Below are 21,980 nucleotides of genomic sequence, written 5' to 3'. Positions count from 1 at the left end.
CGATACCGAAGTCGCGGCGGGCGATACTTTCGCCGGCCGCGACGTCCGGAAGCGGGGACATCGGTCGGGGCGGGGGATCCCGATGCCCGATCCGCCGGAACGGCGGCGGTCCCTACCGTTTCGACCATGCGAGAAATCATCCGGTTCCTGGGGATCGTCATGGTCCTCCAGGGCATCAGCGGGACCATCGACCAGCTGGCCACCCAGCCCGTCTTCGGCCTGTTCCTCAACCTCTTCAACCGTCTCGTCGTCAACCGCCTGGACTTCCTGGCAGGCTACGAGATCTTCGCGAACCTGATCCTGGCGGCTCTGGGGGGCGCCCTGGTCATCGCGGCGAGACGGGCCTAGCCGTCATGGCGCCCGAGGGCACCCCGCCGGAGCCGGGTCCGCGTGCGAGGGTGGCCCCGAGTGCGCATATGCTTCGCATTGCCAGTTCTATGTATTTTGGTGCGACCCAAAGGGAGAAGTTGACCGTGTACAAGGAGTTCGCAGTCGAGGCCGTGGTATGGCTGATCCCCGTCGTCGTGCTGCTCGGCCTGGCCTTCATGATCACTGCGACCTGACCGGAGTCCGGCCGAACACCCGCCAGAGCCACACCTGTGACGCCACCAGCACGGGAGTGATCACCAGCAGTGAGGGAGTGAGCAGGGCGAGGGTCGCCGGGTCGGCCAGATTCTCCGCCAGTGGCAGGCGGGATCCGGCCAGCAGGCAGACCAGTGCCATCCCGCCCGCGGTCAGGGCATAGATCGTGCGCTCGCTCGAAGCTCCGTAGAACCGCCGGGCCCGCTCCCTCGGGCCTCCGGCCAGCCGCAGGCCGGCGAAGGCGAGCCCGTGGGCGCAGAACAGCGCGACGACGGCGGGCACGACGATCGCCGCACCCAGGCCGGTGACGGGCTCCTGACCCATCCCGGGGAGGATGAACCCCCAGCTCAGCACCACCACCCAGCTTCCCGCGGCCACGGCGCCGTCACACCCGCCCCGCCATCCGGCCCGGTCGACCCGGCCGCGCAGCCAGATCCCCGCGTCCCGGACCACCCAGCCGAGCAGCAGCATCACGAACGGCACGTACATCCCGCTGAGCAGCTCCCCCTCCAGCACGGGGAAGGCGCCGACGAGGATCCCGGCCGAGGCGATCAGCCAGACCTCGTTGCCCAGGAAGAACGGCGTGATCGAGGCGAGCACCCGGCCGCGCTCGTCGTCGGAGCGGCCGAGGTAGGGCAGGAGCGCGCCCACCCCCAGGTCCGCGCCCGCGAGGACGAAGTAACCGACGGCGAAGAACGCCAGAAGCGTGATCTCCATGGAGGTCCCTTCAGAAGACCGGGGCCGGCAGCGGCTCGGCGGAGGCGGGGGCCGCGGCGGTGTCCACCGGGCCCTGGCGGGCGTTGCGGGCGAGCAGCCAGGTGTTGACCACGACCAGCAGGCCGAACAGCAGGGTGAAGGCGGCCAGCGAGAACCGGATCGCGCCGGGCGACAGGTCGCTCAGCGCGTCCTCGGTGGTCAGCAGGCCGTATACCGTCCACGGCTGGCGGCCCACCTCCCGGAACACCCAGCCGGCGAGCATGGCGGCGAACGGCAGCGGGATCATCGCGGTGAGCAGCACGTGCCAGATCCGCAGCCGGTGGACCGCCCGGGGGAACAGCGCCAGCAGGGCGCTCAGCCACGCGACCGCCATCATCAGCGCGAAAATGATCATCATGGCGGTGCCGCTGCCCTGCACCAGCCCGGCGGGCGGGATGTAGTCACCCGGTCCGTGCGCGGCGACCATCTCGGCCTGGAGCCGCGCGACCTCCTCCGTCCGGCCGGCGTAGACGGCGATCTTCATCGGCTGCGCCGTGTCGAACTGGGCGCCGCCGAGCGCCGCGGTGGCCATCACCGCGGGCAGGGCGGTGAACACGCCGATCCGCAGCGAACGGCGGAAGAACTCCTGCTCGCCGGTCCCTTTGCGCAGGTGGTGGGCGCTCACCCCGGCCACGAAGAACCCGGCGACCAGGAGCGCGCCGCAGAGGATGTGGCCGAACGCGGTGATCGCCGCCGGGTTGGCGAGCACCGCCGCCGCGTCGGTGAGCCGCAGCACGCCGCCGGCCACCTCGGCGCCGACCGGGTTCTGCAGGAAGCCGTTGGAGACCATGATCCAGTAGGCGGAGGCGTAGGCGGTGAGGGTGACCACCCAGAGCACCCCCAGGTGCGCCCACCGGTTCAGCCGGTCCCAACCGAAGATCCACAACCCCAGGAACGTCGACTCGACGAAGAAGGCGACGAGCGTCTCCATCGCCAGCGAGGCGCCGAGCACGTTGCCCGCGAAGTGCGTCAGCCCGTTCCAGGCCAGGCCGAACTGGAACTCCATCACCAGCCCGGTGACGATCCCCATCGCGTAGTTGATCACGTAGAGCCGCCCCCAGAACCGTGTCATCCGCATGTGCACGGCCGAGCCGGTCAGCGTGGCCCGGGTCTGCATGAGCGCCACCAGGGTGGCCAGGCCGAGGGTGAGGGCGACGAACAGGAAGTGCGCCCCCGCGGTGAGGGCGAACTGCAGGCGGGCGAGGTCGAGCGTCTCCATGCCCTCAGAGTCCCGGTACGGCCGCCGCCCGCGCGTCCCTCCCGGAGCGCATGCGCCGTACTCCAGAAGTTGTGTCCCCGGGCCGTGCGTCTCACCGCGACGCGGCCGCCTCGCCTACGCGGTCGTTTCGCCTATGCGGTCGTTTCGCCTGCACGGCGGCTAACCCATCCACCCCGGGGTGACCACGCCCGCCTCGTAGGCGAGGACCACGAGCTGCGTCCGGTCCCGCGCGTGCAGCTTGGTCATGATCCGGCTCACGTGGGTCTTGGCGGTGGCTGGGCTCAGCACCAGCCTGGCGGCGATCTCGTCGTTGGACAGCCCGCCGGCGACCAGCGTCAGCACCTCGCGCTCGCGCTCGGTCAGCCCGTTGAACTCCGGTCCCGGCTCGGGCCGCTTCACCCGCCCGGCGAACTCCGCGATCAACCGCCGGGTGACCGAGGGCGCGATCAGCGCGTCGCCCCTGGCCACCACCTTGATCCCGTGGATGAGCTCGGCCGGCTCGGTGTCCTTGACCAGGAAGCCGCTGGCCCCGGCGCGCAGCGCGCCGTACACGTAGTCGTCGAGGTCGAAGGTTGTCAGGATGATCACCTTGGTGACGGCCGGCCCGTCGTCGGCGATGATCTGCCGCGCGGCCTCCAGCCCGTTCAGCTCGGGCATCCGGATGTCCATCAGCACCACGTCGGGGCCGAGCTCCCTGGTGAGCTGTACGGCCCGCACCCCGTCGGCCGCCTCCCCGACCACCTCGATGTCGTCCTCGCCCTCCAGGATCGACCGGAAACCGGCGCGGACCAGGGTCTGGTCGTCGGCGAGCAGTACGCGAATCATGAAATTCCTCTCAGGGGGAGCCGTGCGGAGACCCGGAAACCGCCGGTATGGCGGTCACCGGCCTCCAGGGACCCGCCCAGGGCGGTGGCCCGCTCCCGCATACCGATGATCCCGAATCCGGTCTCCGAGCGGGGCCAGGCTCCGGGGCCGTGGTCGTCGATCCGGAGGGTCAGGTCGGCGTCGCCGTACCGGATGACGACCTCGGCGGCGCCGGCGCCCGAGTGGCGGGTGACATTGGTCAGGGCCTCCTGGATGATGCGCACGGCCGCGTGGTCCACCTCGGCGGGCAGGGCCCGGGGCTCGCCGAGGATCTCGATCCGCACGGAGAGCCCGATCCGGTCGGCCAGCTCCCGGATCCGGGCCAGGCTCGGCGCCGGGCCGGTGGGGGAGTCCTCGTCCACCTGCCGCAGCACGCCCAGCGTGGCCCGCAGCTCCCGCAGCGCCTCCTTGCTGGCCTCCTTGATGGTCGCCAGCGCCGTCTCGGCCTGTCCGGGCCGGTCCTTGATCCGGTGCAGCGCGGCCCCGGCCTGCACGTTGATCATCGAGATGTTGTGGCCGAGCGTGTCGTGGAGCTCCCGCGCGATCCGGAGCCGTTCCTCGGCGGCCCTGCGCCGCGCCTCCTCCTCGCGGGTGCGCTCGGCCTCCGCCAGCCGCCGCCCGGCCTCCGCCAGGTAGGCGCGCCGGTTGCGCGACATCCCGCCCATCGCCAGGGTCGCGAACACCCAGCCGCCCAGCAGCAGGAACTGGCTGTCGTCGAGGTGCCGGATCGGGCTGTTCACCTCGCCGAGGGTGACCGCCAGCAGGCCCGCGACCGTGATGGTCGCCGCCGCCGCGAGATGGCCCAGGTCGGCGGCGGTGAACAGGGTGAGGAGCACCGCCAGGAGGATCCATCCGTCCAGGCGCGCCATCGGGTAGTAGAACCCGGCCGCCGCTCCGGCCAGGAGCAGCGCCGAGATCGGGAAGCGGCGGCGGAACACCGCGGCGGCGCACGCCACCGGCGGCATCGTGTAGTCCCAGACGTTGGGCGTCACCTCCGGCCGCAGGACGGCCATGGTGACGGTCCCGGCGAGCACTGTCAGGATCACCAGAACGGTGACCGCGGTCTCGATCGGGATGCGGCGAGGTTCCACGCCCGGCACTTTATCGATCGTTTACCGGGGCCGGATACGGCGGACCGTGCCGGGCCACGGCCCCGGGCCTTCAGCCGCAGCCGCCTTCGGTCACGGGCCTCGGCCTTCGGATCATGGATCACGGGCCTCGGACCTCGGACCTCGGATCACGGCCTTCGGACCTCGGACCTCGGACCACGGACCACGGACACAGGGCAGCGGGTCAGCGTTCGGCGAGGACGATCACCGAGTCCCCGCGGCCGAGGCGGAGCGGGCGAGACTTGTCGGGATTCAGGACGACGCCGAAGTGGGGGGCCTCGTTCACCCGCTCCGCCAGGCGGTAGCCGATCGCGGTCTCGCCCCGGCGACGGGCCGACTCGATCACCGAGGCGAAGCTGACCGGGGCGCCCGGACGGACGTACTGGTCGGCCGGGCGGGGGTAGATCTCCGAGCCTCGGGAGTCGAAGAGGTAGTCGAACACCTCGGCCAGGTGCTGGTTCTCGGCGAGCTGGGCCAGGAGCAGGCCGATCACCGTGTCGCTGATCACGATGTCGTCGGCCTCGGTGACCTCGGCCAGGCTCCGGTTGTTCTCGTCGTGCATCTCGCTGACGATCGAGTAGCGCTCGCCTAGCGAGGTCTGCATGTCGCGGAGCTGCAGGAGGGTCATCAGCGTCCGGGTGTCGGCGTGGCCGGCGGGGAAGCGGTCGTCGGAGAGCACGATCACGTGCTGGTAGACGCCCAGGCCCAGGGACTCCAGCGCGTAGCGGTCGGCGGTGTCGCACTCCTTGACGTTCACCGTGAGGCTGCGCAGCCCCTCGAAGCCGGTCGCGGCGTCGGGATGGTCGGAGGCGATGTCCAGGACGGAGCCGGGGGCGACGTAGCCGTCGAGATAGCGGACGATCTGGGGCCCCCGGCTGTTCCAGTTGAGGACCAGGGTCCGCTCCGGGCCCGGCCTGGTGTGCTCGACCGAGAGAATCGACTCCTCCTGGGCCCCGGGCATGCCGTCGGCCAGGTGGATCAGCGAGTCGTCGTGGGCGATCACGATGACCTCGTCCTCGGCGGAGATCACCGTGTCCATGGGCGGGTTCAGCATGACCCCGCTGCTCCCGCGCAGGCCGATGACCGTGGCGGTCTGGTAGGCGGGCAGGGCGTCGCCGTACGCCATGCCGGTGAGGTCGGGGTCGGAGCGCAGGTAGATCTCGCCGTCGTCGAAGTTGAGCAGGTCCATGCAGACCACGGACATGCCCGACTGCCGTGACGACTGCACGATGAGCCGGGAGGCGGTGTCGTCGGAGTCGACCAGGTGGACGTCCGGGCCGCCGGCCAGCCGGGCGGCGGCCATGTTCGCGGTGCTCGCGATCGCGGCCACCACCGGCGGGTGGTCGCCGGAGCGCTTGGCCAGGGCGAGCAGCGTCTTGATGACGTGGGCGTCGGGGTCGTCGCCCTGCGGGGAGAGCACGACCACCGAGCGGGCCGAGTCCAGGTTCATCAGGTCGAGGTCGGTCGGCTCGGTGGGCCGCCCGGTCCGGCAGACCAGCTTGGTCCTGCCGGTGTCGCCCACGTGCTGGCGGATGTCGTCCTCCATGGCGGGCTTGTCCCTGTCGGCCAGGATCGAGATGACCGACCCCCGCTCGCTCGCGTGCGCCTGGACCAGCTCGGTGATGATCGTGAAAACCTGCTCCGACCAGCCCAGGATCACGATGTGCCCGGTCTCGATGATCCGGGACTTGCCCTTGCGCAGCTCCTCGAACCTGGTCTTGAGGCCGTTGGCGAGCACGCCGACCAGCGCGCTCACGATGAAGAGCCCACCCAGCGACGCGACGAACATCAGCGTGACGAACGGAGCGCTCCCGCTGTCACTGGCGATCTTGCCGGGGCTCAGCGTGCGCATGAGCGACATCCACAGCATTCCGGGGAAGCCGTTGTTCTTGGCCGCCTCGACCGGCGTCAGCCACATGCTCAACACCGTGACCAGCAGGATCAGCCCGAAGGAGATCAGAGCCAGCCAGCCGATCAGGGCTGCCGTGCCTCGCGACATGGTGTTGTCGAACCAGTACCGAACCCGTTCCCGGAACGTCGCCCTGGACACCGGTACCTCCCGTGGGTGAACGTCCGACAAACGATCACACAAAAATTCCATGTCGCTCTGGTGTTCGCAAATCCATGAAACGCGGGCGGGGGAGGTCGCTCCCGGCGAGCGCGGCGTTGACGGCCGGGATGCTGGTCGCCGGTGCTTCGATCACCCGGGCTCCGGTGCCGGGGGTGTGACGGCGGCCTGGTCGCGGGTGCGTGACCCGGCCGGATCGTCCGGCGGAGGGTCTGCCGGCAGCCGGATGACATACCCGGGAAACCACTGCCGGGGACGGAGGCCCAGGGCCGGGAGTCCCGCGACGGCGGGTCTGTGATCGGAGCCGATGACCCCGGCATGGAGCCAAATGTAACCGCAACGTAGTTACATTGACGGGCGTTTGGTCACGTTTGATGTCCGGACCGGCCTCCACTGAGGCTCACATGTGGTGATTGGCGCCTTTTATTGGTGAAAGAGCATTGTCACTGAGTGTGGATCTCCCCTTTAATCGGATCTTGCCAAAGATCGGATGAGGGGCCATGAGTGACGGACATCGCCGGGCACAGACCGCGATCCAGACCATTCTCCGGCTCACCAACCTGCTGATGGCGGGCAAACGCGTGGCCGTCATCGGCGACGAGCCGGAGCTGGCCGCCCGCCTGAGGGCGATGGGCGCCCAGACCCTCCTCACCGACCCGGCGGCGGCCCTTCAGGGACACCGGGTGCTCGCCGAGGACGAGGCGGTGGCGCTCGCCGACCTGGTGATCGGGGCGACCGAGGCGCATCTGCCCCTCCTGCGGGACGGGGCGATCCTGATCCCCGCCGCGCCCCCGGCGGGAGCGTCCGGGACCGGTGAACCGTCCGAGCCCGGTACATCGTCCGGGACCGGTGAACCGTCCGGGACCGGTGAACCGCGCCGGGCCGATGGCGGACCGCCCGCCGGGCCGTCCGGGACCGGCGGTGGAGCGCCCGCCGGGCCGTCCGGGACCGGCGGTGGAGCGTCCGGGACCGGCGGTGTTCTGGCGGGGCTGCCGGGAGTGAGGGTCCGCGACGGGATCACCGGCTACCGGCTCGGTCCCGGCCGCGAGGTGTTCGTGCTGGACATGGCGTGCTAGCCGACATCAGGGACGCCTCGCTCCGGACGCGGGGGCTGGAGCGGATCGCCTGGGCGCGGCGGTCCATGCCGGTGCTGAACGCGATCGCCGGAGAGCTCGACCTGACCGGGCGCACGGTCGGCCTGGTGCTCGTGCTGGAGCCCAAGACCGCGAACCTGGCGCTGACCCTGCGGGACGCCGGGGCGGACGTGATCGTGACCTGCCCGGCGAGCGAGACCGCCGACGACGTCGCCGCCGCCCTCGTGTCCGAGGGCGTCGCCGTGCTCGCCCGCTCGGACGCCTCGCCGGAGCGGGACCGCGACTCCGCGCTGCGCATGCTCCGCGAGGGGCTGGACGTGCTGGCCGACGACGGCTCCAGGGTCGTACGGCTGGCGCACGCCGAGAACCTCCTGGGAGGGCTGATCGGAGCGGCCGAGGAGACGACCAGCGGCCTGCGCCCGCTCCGGGTCATGGCCGACCGGGGCGAGCTGCGGATCCCCGTGCTGGCCGTGAACGACGCCCGCTCGAAATACCTGTTCGACAACGTGCACGGGACCGGCCAGTCCTGCGTGATGGCTGCCCTGGACCTGACCGGGCTCCAGCTCGCCGGCGCCGTCTGCGTGGTCGCGGGCTACGGCTACGTCGGCCAGGGCGTGGCCCGCTACGCCAGGGCGCTCGGCGCCCGGGTCGTCGTGACCGAGGTGGAGCCGTTCGCGGCGCTGCGCGCGCACCACGAGGGGTACGAGGTCCGCCCGCTCCTCGACGCCTGCCCGGACGCCGACCTGGTGTTCTCCGCGACCGGTGTCGCGCACACCGTCACCCGCGAGCACCTGCGGGCCATGAGGCCCGGTGCCGTGGTGGCCGTCGCCGGAGGCGTGCCGGACGAGGTCGAGGCCGGCGACGTGCCGGCCGGCGTCACCGTCCTCGCGGAGGGGGAGTGCGTGAACTGCGCGGCGGCCGAGGGCAACCCGATCGAGATCATGGACCTCTCGCTGGCCGTTCAGGCGCTCGCCGTGGACCACCTGGTCAGGCGGGGGAGCACGATGGCGCCCGCCGTCCACCTCCTGCCCGAAGAGCTGGACGAGCGGGTCGCCCGCCTCAAGCTGCGCGCGCTGGGGATCGGCCTCGACACACCGTCCGCACGCCAGCGCGAGTTCCTGGGAAGAGGCTTGTGATCATCGAAGTGCGGGCCGCCTCGGTCCGCTACCAGACCACCGGCCGGCAGGTGCTCGCCGGAGTGGACCTCGCCGTGGGCCCCGGCGATCTCGCGCTGGTCAGCGGCCCCTCCGGCGGCGGAAAGAGCACGCTGCTCCGGCTGCTCAACGGGCTCATCCCGCACGCCTACCGGGCCGAGGTGACCGGCGAGGTCCTGGTCGGCGGCCGGCCGGTGGCCCGGCAGAGCGTCAGGCAGCTGTCCACCACCGTCGGCACCCTGCTCCAGGACCCCCGCAAGCAGATCGTCGGCACCACCGTGGACTCCGAGCTGGCCTTCGGCCCGGAGAACCTGGGCCTGCCCCGGGCCGAGATCCGCCGCCGGATCGGCGAGGTGGTCGACCGGGTGGGCATCCGGCACCTGCTCGGCAGGGCGACCGCCGAGCTGAGCGGCGGCGAGCTGCAGATGGTCGCGTTCGCCGGAGTGCTGGTGATGCGGCCCCAGGTCGTCCTGGTGGACGAGCCGCTGGCGAACCTCGACCTGGAGGCGAGCCTGCGGCTCATGCGCGAGCTGCGCCGGTTCGTCGACGACGGCGGGGCCGCCGTGGTCGTCGAGCACCGGGTGGAGGAGATCCTCGACTTCGCCCCCACCCAGGTCCTCTACCTGGAGGACGGGCGGAGCGGCTACGCGGGGGACGTGGCCGGTTTCCTGGCGGCCGCGCCCGTGGCCCACGTGAAGCTGCCGTTCGGGACGCTGGTGGACCGGGCCGCCGAGCTTCCCGCCGCGTCCGACGTGTCGCTCGCCCGGACCGGCGGGCCCGCCGTACGGCGGGGCCGGGGCGGGAGCGCGGCGGCGAGGCTGGAGTACCGGGGGGTCGCGCTGGGGTACGCCGGACAGGCCGTGCTGGACGGCGTGGACCTGGCGCTCGGCGCCGGGGAGCGGGTCGCGGTCCTCGGGCGGAACGGGGCGGGGAAGTCCACGCTGCTGCGCGCCGCCGTACGGCTCCTCGAACCGCTGCGCGGCGCCGTCCACGTGGACGGCGAGCCGGTCACCGAGCGTTCGACCCTGGAGCTGGCGACCACGTTCGGATACGTCTTCCAGAACCCCGGCCAGGCCCTGTTCTGCGCGACGGTCGGCGACGAGCTGGCCTTCGGCCCGCGCAATCTCGGCTGGCCGGCCGACGAGATCCGGCGGGTCTCGGAGGACGCGCTGCGCGCGATGCTCCTCGACGACGAGACCGACGTCATGGACCGCTCGCCGCGCACGCTCTCCTTCGGCCAGCAGCGCCGCCTCACCGTCGCCCTGGCCCTGGCCATGCGGCCCCGCACGCTCATCCTCGACGAGCCCACCGCCGGCCAGGACCTGCACGCCACCACGCGGTTCATGGCGCAGGTCATGGCCGCCTCCGAGAGCGTCTACTTCATCACCCACGACGTCGATCTGGCGCTGACCTCGGCCGACCGGATCATCGTCGTCGACGGGGGCCGGGTCGTCGCCGACGCGCCGGCCGCCGAACTGGCCCGCGACGCGGACGTCTGGTCCCGCGCGGGGCTCCGCCAGACCAGCCTGGTCCGGGCCATCCGCGACCACGTCCACGGCGCGGGAGGGATTCCCCACCCGTTCGACCTCGCGCGCCTCATCCCCCACCCGGAAGGAACCCCCCCTTCATGAGTACCGAGGCACTGTCGCCGCGCCACTCCCCGTGGACGATCGACTCCAGGACGGTCGTGTTCGGCGCCGTCGGCGCGGCCCTCTACGCCGTGCTCGGCCTGTTCAGCTTCCTCATCCCCGGAACCCAGAGCGTCACCGTCCGGCCCGCGTTCGCGCTGGTGCCGTTCTTCGGCAAGCGCTTCGGCGTCATCACCGGCTTCTTCGTCGGCTTCGTCGGGAACGTCGTCATCGACCTCATCCAGGGCGCCGGCCTGATCTGGTGGAACTGGAGCGTCGCCAACGGCCTGGTCGGCGCGTTCGCCGCACTGATCTTCACCGCGATCCCGCCGATCTCCAGCGAGACGCTCCGCCACGTCGTCACCGCGCTCGGCGCGTTCGCCGCGACCGCGCTCGGCCTGCTGTTCACCATCACCGACCTCTGGATCCTGGGGATCGACTTCAACACCTTCCTCTTCCTGAACTACCTCCCGGCGCTGCTGGCCAACGGCATCGCGGTCGTCATCCTCGCCCCGGCGCTGGACGCCGCCTGGGAGCCGCTCGCCAAGCGCGCGGGCCTGTAGGGCCGATGGACGTCACGCCACGCTATCTGGGCGCGGGTTCCTTCCTCGCGCGACGTGACCCGCGCGTGCTCCTGCTGGTCCCCGTGCTCTATTTCGTGGCGGTGGCGAACGTCGCCGACCTCCGCGGCATGCTCGTGTGCGCCGCGGTCGCCCTGGTGTACTACCGCGCCGCGGGCATCCCGTGGCGCGGTGTCAGGGCCAACTGGGTCTTCATGCTGACCTTCACCACGTTGCTGGTGGCGGTGAACAGCGTCTTCACCGCGGCGGACACCCGCGTGGGGGCCGGCGAGGCGCTGTTCACCGTCCCGCTCACCGGGACGGAGGTCACCTGGGCCACGCTGTCGTACGCGGGGACCCTGCTGGTCCGCTACGCCTCCCTGGCCATGGTCAGCTTCCCGGTGGCCTTCGCGATCGCCCCGTCCGACCTCGGGGTCGCCCTCGCCCGTCTTCGCCTGTCCCAGCGGCTCGCCTACGGCGTGGACCTGACGTTCCGGTTCCTGCCGTCCACGGTCGCCGCGCTCCGCGAGACCATCGACGCCCAGCGGGTCCGCGGCTACGAGCACAGCCGCAGCCGCAACCCGTTCAGAAAGCTCGCCTCGCTGAAGCCCGTCGTCGTCCCGGTGACGGTGAACGCGCTGATCGACGCCGAGGACACCGCCAACGCCATGGACCTGCGCGGCTTCGGCGCCAAGCACCGCACCTGGATGCGCGAGCTGGCCTTCGGCCGCACCGACTACCTCGTCATGGGCGGGTTCCTCGCGCTCGCCGCGGTGATGACCGCCGCCAAGTTCTTCGGGCCGTTCGGCGAGGTGTGGGCGCCGTGACCGGCCAGGTCCTCGAAAGGACGCGGACGCCGTGACCGGCCGGGGTTTCCAGAGGGGGTGGACGCCGTGACCGGCCGGGGTTTCCGGGGGGCGGACGCCGTGATCCACTCCGCGCCGCTGATCCTGCCGGTCAGCGCGCCTCCCGTCCGTGACGGCGCCCTGGTCGTACGGCGGGGCCGCGTCGCCGCGCTCGGCCCGCGCGCGGAGATCCTGGCCGCGTGGCCGGGCCGGGGGGAGACCCGCTGGGACGGGATGATCGTCGCCGGGCTGGTCAACGCCCACACCCACCTGCAGTACACGCACATGGCCGAGGTGGGGCAGCGCGTCCACGCCTCGTTCGAGGAGTGGTCCACGGCCTTCGACCAGGTCTACTACGGCTCCACGATCGACTGGGCGGCCAGCGCCCGAGACGGTGCCCGGCAGGCGCTGCGGTCGGGGACCACCTCGGCCGCCGACGTCGTCACCGACCTCCCGGCGGCCGGGGCGCTGCGGGAGGCGGGCCTGGGCGGCCTGCCGTACCTGGAGACCCTCGGCGACACCGACGCGAGCTGGGCGGAGTCGGGGCGGGAGCGGTTCCTCGCCATGCTCGACGCGGCGGGGCCGCCGACGGGGGTCTCCCCGCACGCGCCGTACACCCTCGACACCGGGGCACTGAGGGACGTGGCGGAGCTGGCCCGCTCCCGGGGGCTGCGCCGGCACATCCACCTCGCCGAGGGCGCGCACGAGCGGGAGTACACGGTCTCGGGCACCGGGCCGCTGGCCCGGATGGTCAGGGAGCTGGAGTTCGACTTCGCCATCCTGCGCGATGGCGGCACCGGCCTCGGGCCCACCGCGTTCCTGGACGGGCTGGGCGTGCTCGGGCCGGAGTGCCATGTCGCGCACGGCGTCCACCTCGACGCCGACGACCGCGCCCTGCTCCGCGCGCGCGGCACCGCCGTCGCGCTCTGCCCCCGCTCCAACCGGACGGTCGGCATGGAGGGGCCGGACGTGGCCGCGCTGCTCGCCGAGGGCAACCCCATCGCGGTCGGCACCGACTCGCTGTCCTCCTCGCCGTCGCTGGACGTGCTGGCGGACGTGGCGGTGCTGCGCGATCTGGCGGTACGGCAGGGCTACCGGGCCGCCGACCTGGACCGGCGGCTGGTGGAGGCCGCGACGCTCGGCGGGGCCCGTGCCCTGGGGATCGACGGCGGGCTGGCCCCCGGCGGCCCGGCCGACTTCGCGGTCTTCGACGTCTCCGTGGGGCGGGAGCCGTACCGGGTCCTGGTCGAGGAGGGGGAGGGGCGGTGCGTCGCGACGGTCATCGGAGGCGAGATGATGTGGGATCACCAGACAGCGGCTGCCGTTGGGTGTTAATCTCCGATCTTTCGCGCTATTTGTCGATATTGCAGCCATCGATACTGCAGGCATGGAGTCATGGCACCCCGGACCATTCGCTTCAAGCTGTACGCGCTCCTCAGCCTCCCGATCGTGGCGTTCGTCGCGCTGTGGACGTTCGTCACCGGCTACGTCGTCGGGGACTTCTTCGAGCTGCGTCAGGCCACCGCGCTGTATGAGCAGATATCGGCGCCCGCCGGCGCGCTGGCCACCGAGGTGCAGAACGAGCGCAAGCTCTCGGCCGTCGCGCTGAGCAAGGCCACCTCCCAGCCCGAGGAGCTGGCCCAGGTCCGAGAGCTGACCAACAAGGCGGCCGCCGCCTTCCGCCTGCGCGCCACCTCGCTGGAGGCCAGGACGATCACCAGCCCGGAACTGGGCGAGGCGGTCAACCGGGTCATCGGCGAGATAGGCAGGCTGCGCTCCATCCGCAGGGACGTCGACGGGCGCACGGCCAACCGGCTCCAGGCCGTCCAGGCGTTCAGCCGCATCACCGACGCGGTCTACCGGCTCCAGGAGAAGCTCATCACCGTGCCGGAGATCGAGCTCTACCAGCAGGCCATCGGGCTCCAGCGGATCGCCCACGCGCGCGACCTCATGGCCAGGGAGGACTCGCTGATCTCCAGCGCGGCCCTCGCCGGCGCGCTGACCCACGACGAGTACGAGGCGATCGAGGTGATCGCGCCGAACCGGTGGCTGCTGTTCAGCGAGGGCATGGCGGTGCTGGACGGCGAGCTGCGCGGTCCCTTCGAGGCGCTTCTCAGCTCCCCCCGCCACGGGAGGGTCGCCGAGCTCGAAAAGGAGATCATCGAGACCTCGCGGCTCCCCCGGGACCGGAACGCCTGGCAGTCCGCCGCCGCCGAGGTCGGCGACGAGATGGACCAGCTCCTGGTCACGCGGGCCAAGCTGCTGAACGACCGCGCCGACGGCGCGGCGGGCTGGATCATCATGCAGATCGTCATCGCGGGCGGCCTCGGCCTCGCCGCGATCCTGGGCGCGGTGATCCTGTCCGCCAGGCTCGGCCGGGGGCTCGCGCAGGAGCTGGGCGACCTGCGCCTGGCGGCCATGGACCTGGCCGAGATACGGCTGCCGCAGGTCGTCGAGAGGCTCCGCAAGGGCGAGTCCGTGGACGTGGAGGCCGAGGCGCCGCCCATCCCCACGACCGGCACCACTATGGAGATCACCGACGTCGGCCGGGCGTTCTCCAGCGTGCAGCGCACGGCCGTCGAGGCCGCCGTCGGCGAGGCCCGGCTCCGGCAGGGGTTCAACCGGGTCTTCCGCAACCTGGCCCGGCGCAACCAGTCGCTGGTCCACCGCCAGCTCGCCCAGCTCGACGCCATGCAGCGCAAGACCAGCGAGCCGGGAGCGCTGGAGGACCTCTACCGGCTCGACCACCTCACCACCCGCATGCGGCGGCAGTCGGAGGGCCTGGTCATCCTCTCCGGCGCCACGGCCGGCCGCACCTGGCGCACCCCCGTCTCCCTCATGGACGTGGTCCGCGCGGCCGTGGCCGAGGTCGAGGACTACCGGCGGATCATCGTCACTCCCCTGCCGGAGGCCAGGCTGACCGGCTCCGCCACCGCCGACGTCACCCACCTGCTCGCCGAGCTGCTGGAGAACGCGACCGTCTTCTCGCCGCCGAACACCCCGGTGAACGTCCGGGGGGAGATCGTCGGGCGGGGCTTCGTGATCGAGATCGAGGACCGGGGCCTCGGCCTGCAGGACGTGGAGTGCGAGGAGATCAACGAGCGTCTCGCCACCCCGCCGGAGTTCGACGTGGCCGACAGCGAGCAGCTCGGCCTGTTCGTGGTGAGCCAGCTCGCCGCCCGTCACGGCGTCAAGGTCACGCTGGGCCGCTCGCCCTTCGGAGGCACCACGGCGGTCGTGCTCATCCCGCAGACCGTGCTCGCCGAGCCCGAGCCGGAGGGGGCGTCGGCGATGCGAGCTCTCGAATAGCCAGCGCGGCGGCCAGGCAGGCGACCGGGACCACCGGCAGGACATACCGGTGGTCGAAGTCCAGCACCGCCACCGGGCCGGCCAGCAGCGCCGCCGCGACCGCCCACGGCAGCAGCACGGCACGCCGCCGCAGCACCGCGCCCACCGCCCCCACCAGCAGGATCGCGCCGAGCAGCGGGCCGCGCAGGTACGCCGGGTACTGGTAGGCGACCAGGAGGTCCGCGTACGGCCGGACCGAATACAGGCCGCGGATGTCCGGGTCGTACTCCCGCCTCACCTCGTCGATCAGCGGCTGGTCGGGCAGGTCCCAGGATCCCCGCGCGAAGCCGAAGGCCGGGGTGACCCGCCTGGGATGGGCCACCGGGGTCCAGGCGAAGGCGAGCGAGGTGTCCTTCGCCACCTCGCGGAGGTAGTCGAGCGGCTGGGCCGCGATGGCGCGCAGCGCGAAGGAGCGGGCGAGCCCGTTGTGGGAGAACCGGTCGCCGGGGAGCCTGTTGAGCGAGGCCCCGGGGGCCCAGACGTATTCCGAGGCCGCGTCCACGACCGTCCCGTTGGGGCAGAGCCTCGCCTCCTCCGGCGGCGGCTCGATGACCGAGCAGTCGGCGAAGGTCATCGTGCGTGCCCACAGCGCCACCCCGTCGGCGCCGCTGAGGGCGAACCTGCCGTGGTGGTGGCCGTACCACCCCGCGTAGGCGGCCAGCGGCAGGATCCCGGCGATCGCCATGGCCGCCAGGGGGCGCCATCCGACCCGCCGTACGGCCAGCAGGACCAGGACCAGGATGAGCAGGGGCAGCGCGATCGTCCGGGTGAGCGCGGCCGTCGCGAACAGCAGGCCCGCCCCCGTGGCGGCCCGTGCCGACAGCCCCGGCGACCACATCAGGGTGGTGAGCCCGGCGACGACGAGGAAGACGACCTGCGTGTCCGACAGGACGGCGTGTTCGAGCCGGAGGAACGAGGCGTCGAACAGGACGGGCACGGCGGCCAGGGCCGCACCCCAGGCGGGCAGCGACCTGCGGCGGAGCAGGGCGTAGATCATCAGGCCGGTCCCGAGGCCCATCGCGTGCTGGACGGCCGCGATCACCTCCACGCTCTGGAAGGGCCACAGGACCCTCAGCAGGAGCGGGTAGCCGATCGGGTGGAAGGTGGCCGAGGGCCTGAGGTGGACGGCGGTGTCGAGGTAGGTGAAGGAGTCGTACCAGTAGAGCTGGGCGGGGCGGTAGCCCAGCATCGTGACCACGCGGAGGGCCGCGGCCAGCGCGAGGACCACCGCGAAGAGGCGGTGGCCGGTGAGCGCGCGGCGGGTCCGGGGGACCGCCGCGGGACGGACGTCTGTGAGCACGCCGGATCCGATCGTCGTGGGGGAGGTCGTGGATGAACCGGCGCATGCGGAGGAGAACACGCGGCACGGTGGGGAAAGCGCGCACGCGGAGGAGAACGCGTGGCGTGCGGGGGCGGCACCTGGCGGCCGGGACTCCCCGTTCGCCATGCTGGGGGCTCGTGGCGGGTGAGAGGCGGCCGCTCAGGTCGTGCGGGCGGGAAAGGCCGGGGGAGTACGGGTGGCGGAGCGCACCGGAGCCGGGACGCGTGCCGTCAGGCGGAGGACCTGCGGAACGCGTGCCGTCAGGCGGAGGACCTGGACGCGCTCACCGGATGGCGGGCGTGCCCGGCCGGAGCGCGGCCCGGAGGCGAGAACCCCCGCCGCCCGGGTTCAGGACCCCTTGGGGCAGAAGGCGTCCCTGGGCCGGGGGGCGCCGTCCGTCGTGGGGCTGGCCAGAACGCGGGCCTTGCCCGCCGCGCTCATCACGCCGTCGTGGACGTACCAGCCGCCCGGCACCGAGGGCTTCTCGCCCTTCCTGGCGCCGTAGTGGGTGAACTCCGGCTCCACGCCGCGTTGCCGCAGCATCGCCCGCACCTCGTCGACGGTCTTGTTGATGTAGTCGACGCAGTGGAGCGGCTCACCGGGCATGTCGATGCCGGGCGGCATCGTGTAGTACTCGCCGGGACGGGCGGCACGGCCGAGGAAGATTTCCCCTCTCGCCTTGAAGGCCACCGGGACTTTCAGGCCGATCGGGCAGCCCGCGAAGCGGACACAGGAACCCGGCGCCTCGATGGTCCTGATGGAGTCCTGTTGGGGCACCACCCGCCCCTGCCGCAGGTCCTCGATCCCCCCGTTCATCACGAACATCTGGCCGGCCATGCTCGGAGACGTCGGTTCGAGCTGGAGCCTGATGTCGAGGCCGCGGGCGTTGAGCTCGCGTTCGTACAGCTTCGGGGCGGCGTAGAGGTCCTTCACCGTGATGACGTAGTAGTTGCCCTCCCGCTTGATGTCGAGGGCGGCGGCGGCCGGGGCGGTGCCGTAGCCGCCGGGGAGCACCCAGCTCAGGATCACGGCCGCGGCGGCGAGCCCGGCGATGGCCGGCACGGCGAACCGCCGGCGCGGGACGGTCGCCGTGAGCCGACGGGCGATCAGCCCGGGGACGGACCATCGGGAGCGTCCCGGGGCGGGAGCGACGGCCGGGGCCGTGGTGATCTCGTCGAACAGCTCCCTGGCGCCGGGGGTCATGCCCGGTCCGGGGTCGGGGGCGATCCCCGCGACGACGCGGTCGATGTCGTTCATCACAGCTCCCCCTTCGCCAGCGCGATCGCGCGCGAGCCGTACCTGGCCATGTCGAATCCCCGCGAGTCCAGCTCCCTGGCGAGCCGTTTGCGGGCCCGGTGCAGCCGCAGGCGTACGGCGCCGCGCGAGCAGCCCAGCACCTTCGCGATCTCCTCGCTGGTCAGGCCCTCCCAGCTCACCAGGGCGAGCAGCTCGCGGTCGTCGGGGCTCAGCCGCATGAAGGCACGGCGGACCCCGTCGGGGTCCTCTTCCGCGAGGTTCTCGGCCCAGACGGTCAGCTCGGCGCGGAGCCGTACGGCCAGCGCGGTGCGGCGGGTCTCCTCCCGGCGTTTGTTGGCCAGGACCCGCCGGGCGACGCCGTACAGCCAGAGCCGGGCGTCGTGCCCCTCGGGGATGTCCTCCACCCGGCGCCAGGCCGTGGTGAACGTCTCGGCGATCGCGTCCGCCGCGTCGTCGGGGGAGCCGGTGCGCCGCCGTACGTAGGCGAGGAGATCGGGGTAGTGCGCGTCGTAGATCTTCTCGAAGCGCTGCTCGGGATCAGGGGGGCCCACACTGCTCCCTTTCGAAGGGGACTCGTCACCTACACCTGTCCGGACCCGCGCTTCTGTTTCACCCCTTTTCTCTGGCTGTCTCGCGTTTTTTCGCCGGCTGTCGGGACGGTGGCGGGCGCTCAGCCGCTGGAGGCGGCGTGCCAGGCCGTCCTGCCGAAGGCCTCGTCGGACAGGAGCAGGTCGAGGAGGCCGGGGAAGCGGGTGTCGAGGTCGTCGCGGCGGAGGGTGATGTAGAGCTTGCGGCCCGAGGGGCGCTGCCGGATGACGCCGCTCTCTCGCAGCACCCGCCAATGGTGGGTGAGGGTCGATTTGGGCACGTCGGGGACTATCGCGCCGCAGAACCTCTCCTCGCCGGAGGACAGGGCCCGCACGATCGACGCCCGGACCGGGTGGCCGAGCGCGGCCAGCACCGCTTCGAGCTGGAACTGCTCGATGGACGGGTGAAGGACTGTCATAGGGCGATTGTACGGAAGAGTCGAACTTGACGGCGCGACCCGTTTTGTACGACTATTCCGAACAGTTCAACTGTTCGTGTTTCTCGAACAATATGAAGGTGGTCATGCCGTCTCCCTCCCCGTCCCAGCCGCTCACCCGGCGCCGCCATGTCGGCCGGACCCTGGCCCTGCTGGCCTTCGCCCAGCTCATCACCTCGCTCGACTTCAACATCGTCTTCGTCGCCCTCCCCGAGATCGGCCGGGACCTCGGCTTCTCCGCCCACACCCTGCAGTGGGTGACCAGCGTGTACGCGGTCACCTACGGAGGCTTCCTGCTGCTCGGCGGACGGGCGGCCGACCTGCTGGGACGCCGGCGTCTGTTCGTCACGGCCCTGCTGCTGTACGCGGTCTCCTCGCTGGTCGGCGGGCTCGCCGAGAGCTCCGGCCTGCTGGTCGCCGCCCGCGCGGTGCAGGGGCTCGGCGGGGCGCTGCTCTTCCCCGCCACCCTGTCGCTGGTCAACACCCTCTTCGCCGAAGGCCCCGAACGGAACCGGGCGCTGGCGATCTGGAGCGGCGCCGGGGCCAGCGGGCTGTCCCTGGGGGCGCTGCTGGGCGGGGTGCTGACCGACTCCTTCGGCTGGGAGGCGGTCTTCTACGTCAACGTCCCGCTCGCCGGAGGCGCCGCGCTGCTCGCCTACACGCTCATCCCCGCCGACGGCGCGCGGCAGCGGGGCCGCAGCTTCGACCTGCCCGGCGCGGTGACCGTCACCGCCGGGGTCACCCTGCTGGCCTTCGCGCTCATCCAGGGCCCCGAGTCCGGCTGGACCTCGCCGGTCATCCTGGCGGGCTTCGCCCTCGCAGCCGTGCTGCTGGCGGCCTTCCTCGTCATCGAGGCCCGTAGCCGTGACCCCCTCATGCCGCTGCGCCTGCTGGGCAACCGCAGCCTGAGCGGATCGATGGCCATCACCCTGATCTTCGGGGCCACGTTCAACGCCCTGCCGTACTTCCTGACCCTCTACTTCCAGAGCGTCCACGGCTACAGCCCGCTCGTGACAGGGGCGGCCTTCCTCGTGCCGTCCCTCATGATCGCCGCCGGCACCCAGATCGGCGAGCGGATGGCCACCCGGACCGGGATGCGCCTGACCCTGCTCACCGGCATCGTCGCCGGCGCCGCCGGCACCGCCCTGCTCGCCACGGGCATGAGCGCGGGCGGCTCCTACTGGAACGTGCTGCCCGGCATCGTCGTCATGGGGCTCGGTCAGGGCCTGACCTGGACCGGAATGTGGATCGCCGCCGCCTCCGGGGTCGCCGCCGGAGAGCAGGGGGTCGCCTCCGGCGTGGCGTCCACCGCCCTGCAGGTCGGGACCGCGCTCGGCCTGGCCGTGCTCGTCGCGGTCGCCGGCCGGGACGTCACCGGCCTGGCGGGCGAGGCCCTGCTCGGCGAGATCACCGGCGGACTGCGGGCCGCGATCTACGTCGCCGCCGCGGGTATCCTGCTGAGCGCCTTCCTGGCCCTGACCTTCCAGCGCCGCGAGGCGGCAGAGCCCCGGCCCGCGCGCGTGGACGCCTGAGGAGATCCCCATGAGTTCCGACGTTCCGAGCTTCGACGTCGTGGTGGCCGGGGGCGGCCCGGTCGGTATGCTGCTCGCGGCCGAGCTCGCCCTCCAGGGTGTCCGGCCGCTGGTCCTGGAGCGCCTCCCCACCCCGACGGGGGAGTCCAAGGCCGGCACGCTGCACGCCAGGACCGCCCAGAGCCTGAACCGCCGGGGCCTGCTCGACGCGGTGGGACAGTCCTCCTACGGCGGCGTGCGCTTCCACTTCTCCGGCATGTTCGAGCTGGACCTCGGGCCGGCGGCCGGAGAGGGGCCCAGCATCGTCGGCAGCCCGCAGGCGTGGGCCGAGCAGGTGTTCGCCGACCGTGCCACCGGCCTGGGCGCGGAGATCCGGCGGGGGCACGAGGTCACCGGCCTCACCCAGGACGCCGACCACGTCACGCTGACCGTGGAGGGCCCCGCCGGGCCGTACGAGCTGACCGCCCGCTACGTCGTCGGCGCCGACGGCGCCCGCAGCGCCGTGCGCAAGCTGGCGGGCATCCCGTTCACCGGCACCCCGGCGGGCGTCGCCGCGCTGATGGGCGACGTCCGGCTGCTGGACCCCCTCCCCGGCGGCTGGCACCGCACCCCGCGTGGCTGGCTCCTGGTCTGGGGCGGCGGCACACACGGCCACAGCCGGATCAGCACCTACGACTTCCGCGGCCCGCACGCCGACCGGGAGGCGCCGGTGTCCCTGGAGGAGCTGCGGAGCGTGGTCGAGCACATCGCCGGCCACCCGGTCCGGATGGCCGGACCGCGCGGCCTGACCCGGTACGGTGACGCCGCGCTCCAGGCCGAGACCTACCGCCGGGGGCGCGTGCTCGTCGCCGGGGACGCCGCCCACGTGCACTTCCCCTGGGGAGGGCAGGGGCTCAACACCGGGATGGAGGACGCCATGAACCTGGGCTGGAAGCTCGCCGCCCAGGTGCGGGGGTGGGCTCCGGACGGGCTGCTCGACACCTACCACGGCGAGCGGCACCCGGTGGCGGCGCGGGTCCTGTGGAACGTCCGCGCGCAGACCGCCCTGGCCGACCCCGACCCCGGGGTCGATCCCCTGCGGGAGCTGTTCGCCGAGCTCATGCGGCTGGACCAGGTCAACGACCACCTCAGCGCCATGATCAGCGGTACCGCCACGGCCTACGACGTCGGCCACCCCGGCGCCGGCCGGCTCGCCCCGGACACCGAGCTCAAGACCGCCGACGGCGCCATCACCCTGGTGGAACTGCTCCGCGCGGGCAGACCCCTGTTCCTGTGCCCCCCGGACGGAGGCGCGGACGGTGCGGGCCCGGACGGCGGCGAGCGGCCGGCAGACGTTGCGGCGGAGTGGGCCGGCCGGGTGGACACCGTACGGGCGGCGCAGTGCGAGCCGCGGCTCATCCGGCCCGACGGCTACGTCGCCTGGTGCCTCCCCGGTGACGCCGCCACACTCCGGGCCGCGCTCCGCCGCTGGTTCGGCGAGCCGGGCTGAGCCGTGCCGGGGCCGGCCCCGGCTGCTCGCCGATGCGCGGTGGCGGAAGGCGCTGCTGTGCGGCGGTGGAACGCTCCGATGCGTGGCGGTGGGAGGCGCGGCGGAATTGACCGTTGACGGCGGACGACGG

At 72.4% G+C, this 21,980-nt stretch carries 19 protein-coding genes; 10 read left to right on the top strand and 9 right to left on the bottom strand.

Translation table 11 applies throughout. The features are described 5' to 3' along the window. Window positions 1-126 precede the first annotated feature (126 nt). Entirely contained in the window at window positions 127-348 is a 222-nt protein-coding gene (locus SROS_RS42470; RefSeq protein ID WP_012895159.1) for a hypothetical protein, read from the top strand. Window positions 349-549: 201 nt separating this feature from the next. On the opposite strand, the gene SROS_RS42465 is transcribed toward SROS_RS42470, so the two are convergent. The 5 genes from SROS_RS42465 to SROS_RS42445 all read right to left on the bottom strand — a co-directional run bounded on the left by SROS_RS42465 (window position 550) and on the right by SROS_RS42445 (window position 6,580). Next, window positions 550-1,299, bottom strand: a complete 750-nt coding sequence (locus SROS_RS42465) for a cytochrome d ubiquinol oxidase subunit II (RefSeq protein WP_012895157.1) — start codon at window positions 1,297-1,299, stop codon at window positions 550-552. Window positions 1,300-1,309: 10 nt separating this feature from the next. Continuing rightward, entirely contained in the window at window positions 1,310-2,557 is a 1,248-nt protein-coding gene (locus tag SROS_RS42460) for a cytochrome ubiquinol oxidase subunit I (RefSeq protein ID WP_012895156.1), read from the bottom strand. A 159-nt stretch (window positions 2,558-2,716) separates the two neighbouring features. Then, window positions 2,717-3,382, bottom strand: coding sequence for a response regulator transcription factor (locus tag SROS_RS42455; RefSeq protein WP_012895155.1), 666 nt, complete (start codon window positions 3,380-3,382; stop codon window positions 2,717-2,719). Next, on the bottom strand, window positions 3,379-4,512 hold the full coding sequence (locus SROS_RS42450; RefSeq protein WP_245564485.1) for a sensor histidine kinase: 1,134 nt from the start codon (window positions 4,510-4,512) through the stop codon (window positions 3,379-3,381). The genes SROS_RS42455 and SROS_RS42450 overlap by 4 nt, the downstream gene beginning before the upstream one ends. Window positions 4,513-4,714: 202 nt before the next feature. Then, the gene (locus SROS_RS42445) at window positions 4,715-6,580 is read right to left on the bottom strand and encodes a CASTOR/POLLUX-related putative ion channel (protein WP_012895153.1); all 1,866 of its coding nucleotides are present in this window, start codon (window positions 6,578-6,580) and stop codon (window positions 4,715-4,717) included. 518 nt (window positions 6,581-7,098) lie between these two features. Between SROS_RS42445 and SROS_RS42440 the strand changes: the two genes are divergently transcribed. The 7 genes from SROS_RS42440 (at window position 7,099) to SROS_RS42410 (ending at window position 15,188) form a co-directional block, all read left to right on the top strand. Further along, window positions 7,099-7,674 (top strand): Rossmann-fold NAD(P)-binding domain-containing protein, encoded by a 576-nt coding sequence (locus SROS_RS42440; protein WP_012895152.1) that lies wholly within the window; start codon window positions 7,099-7,101, stop codon window positions 7,672-7,674. After that, window positions 7,668-8,828, top strand: a complete 1,161-nt coding sequence (locus SROS_RS42435) for an adenosylhomocysteinase (protein ID WP_012895151.1) — start codon at window positions 7,668-7,670, stop codon at window positions 8,826-8,828. Before SROS_RS42440 ends, SROS_RS42435 begins: the two co-directional genes overlap by 7 nt. Then, complete coding sequence (locus SROS_RS42430; protein WP_012895150.1) at window positions 8,825-10,477, top strand: ABC transporter ATP-binding protein; 1,653 nt, start codon at window positions 8,825-8,827, stop codon at window positions 10,475-10,477. The genes SROS_RS42435 and SROS_RS42430 overlap by 4 nt, the downstream gene beginning before the upstream one ends. Beyond that, entirely contained in the window at window positions 10,474-11,037 is a 564-nt protein-coding gene (locus SROS_RS46705; RefSeq protein WP_012895149.1) for an ECF transporter S component, read from the top strand. Before SROS_RS42430 ends, SROS_RS46705 begins: the two co-directional genes overlap by 4 nt. A gap of 5 nt (window positions 11,038-11,042) precedes the next feature. Then, window positions 11,043-11,861 (top strand): energy-coupling factor transporter transmembrane component T family protein, encoded by an 819-nt coding sequence (locus SROS_RS42420; protein ID WP_012895148.1) that lies wholly within the window; start codon window positions 11,043-11,045, stop codon window positions 11,859-11,861. 66 nt (window positions 11,862-11,927) lie between these two features. Next, window positions 11,928-13,214 carry an amidohydrolase family protein gene (locus SROS_RS42415; RefSeq protein WP_012895147.1) on the top strand — a complete coding sequence of 429 codons (1,287 nt, stop codon included), beginning with the start codon at window positions 11,928-11,930 and terminating at the stop codon, window positions 13,212-13,214. A 60-nt stretch (window positions 13,215-13,274) separates the two neighbouring features. After that, entirely contained in the window at window positions 13,275-15,188 is a 1,914-nt protein-coding gene (locus SROS_RS42410) for a sensor histidine kinase (protein WP_012895146.1), read from the top strand. On the opposite strand, the gene SROS_RS42405 is transcribed toward SROS_RS42410, so the two are convergent. The 4 genes from SROS_RS42405 to SROS_RS42390 form a co-directional block, all read right to left on the bottom strand. Then, the gene (locus SROS_RS42405) at window positions 15,121-16,527 is read right to left on the bottom strand and encodes a hypothetical protein (RefSeq protein WP_012895145.1); all 1,407 of its coding nucleotides are present in this window, start codon (window positions 16,525-16,527) and stop codon (window positions 15,121-15,123) included. The two genes, SROS_RS42410 and SROS_RS42405, sit on opposite strands and share 68 nt — an antisense overlap. A gap of 369 nt (window positions 16,528-16,896) precedes the next feature. Beyond that, window positions 16,897-17,805, bottom strand: coding sequence for a hypothetical protein (locus SROS_RS42400; protein WP_012895144.1), 909 nt, complete (start codon window positions 17,803-17,805; stop codon window positions 16,897-16,899). Beyond that, entirely contained in the window at window positions 17,805-18,356 is a 552-nt protein-coding gene (locus SROS_RS42395) for an RNA polymerase sigma factor (protein ID WP_012895143.1), read from the bottom strand. Before SROS_RS42395 ends, SROS_RS42400 begins: the two co-directional genes overlap by 1 nt. Window positions 18,357-18,475: 119 nt before the next feature. After that, window positions 18,476-18,811 (bottom strand): ArsR/SmtB family transcription factor, encoded by a 336-nt coding sequence (locus SROS_RS42390; protein ID WP_012895142.1) that lies wholly within the window; start codon window positions 18,809-18,811, stop codon window positions 18,476-18,478. Between the two features lie 104 nt (window positions 18,812-18,915). Between SROS_RS42390 and SROS_RS42385 the strand changes: the two genes are divergently transcribed. Both SROS_RS42385 and SROS_RS42380 read left to right on the top strand, forming a co-directional pair. Further along, entirely contained in the window at window positions 18,916-20,361 is a 1,446-nt protein-coding gene (locus SROS_RS42385) for an MFS transporter (RefSeq protein WP_012895141.1), read from the top strand. A gap of 10 nt (window positions 20,362-20,371) precedes the next feature. Further along, window positions 20,372-21,850: an FAD-dependent monooxygenase gene (locus SROS_RS42380; RefSeq protein ID WP_012895140.1), complete on the top strand. Its 1,479-nt coding sequence runs from the start codon at window positions 20,372-20,374 to the stop codon at window positions 21,848-21,850. Window positions 21,851-21,980 lie beyond the last annotated feature (130 nt).

This window comes from Streptosporangium roseum DSM 43021 (assembly GCF_000024865.1).
Taxonomy (GTDB): Bacteria; Actinomycetota; Actinomycetes; order Streptosporangiales; family Streptosporangiaceae; genus Streptosporangium; species Streptosporangium roseum.
This window is presented reverse-complemented; position numbering and strand designations above follow the sequence as displayed.

Excerpts from the sequence above, each read along its gene's own strand:
- SROS_RS42470 (WP_012895159.1), top strand. The coding sequence starts at position 127 with ATGCGAGAAATCATCCGGTTCCTGGGGATCGTCATGGTCCTCCAGGGC.
- SROS_RS42465 (WP_012895157.1), bottom strand. The coding sequence starts at position 1,299 with ATGGAGATCACGCTTCTGGCGTTCTTCGCCGTCGGTTACTTCGTCCTC.
- SROS_RS42460 (WP_012895156.1), bottom strand. The coding sequence starts at position 2,557 with ATGGAGACGCTCGACCTCGCCCGCCTGCAGTTCGCCCTCACCGCGGGG.
- SROS_RS42455 (WP_012895155.1), bottom strand. The coding sequence starts at position 3,382 with ATGATTCGCGTACTGCTCGCCGACGACCAGACCCTGGTCCGCGCCGGT.
- SROS_RS42440 (WP_012895152.1), top strand. The coding sequence starts at position 7,099 with ATGAGTGACGGACATCGCCGGGCACAGACCGCGATCCAGACCATTCTC.
- SROS_RS46705 (WP_012895149.1), top strand. The coding sequence starts at position 10,474 with ATGAGTACCGAGGCACTGTCGCCGCGCCACTCCCCGTGGACGATCGAC.
- SROS_RS42420 (WP_012895148.1), top strand. The coding sequence starts at position 11,043 with ATGGACGTCACGCCACGCTATCTGGGCGCGGGTTCCTTCCTCGCGCGA.
- SROS_RS42410 (WP_012895146.1), top strand. The coding sequence starts at position 13,275 with ATGGCACCCCGGACCATTCGCTTCAAGCTGTACGCGCTCCTCAGCCTC.
- SROS_RS42400 (WP_012895144.1), bottom strand. The coding sequence starts at position 17,805 with ATGAACGACATCGACCGCGTCGTCGCGGGGATCGCCCCCGACCCCGGA.
- SROS_RS42390 (WP_012895142.1), bottom strand. The coding sequence starts at position 18,811 with ATGACAGTCCTTCACCCGTCCATCGAGCAGTTCCAGCTCGAAGCGGTG.
- SROS_RS42385 (WP_012895141.1), top strand. The coding sequence starts at position 18,916 with ATGCCGTCTCCCTCCCCGTCCCAGCCGCTCACCCGGCGCCGCCATGTC.
- SROS_RS42380 (WP_012895140.1), top strand. The coding sequence starts at position 20,372 with ATGAGTTCCGACGTTCCGAGCTTCGACGTCGTGGTGGCCGGGGGCGGC.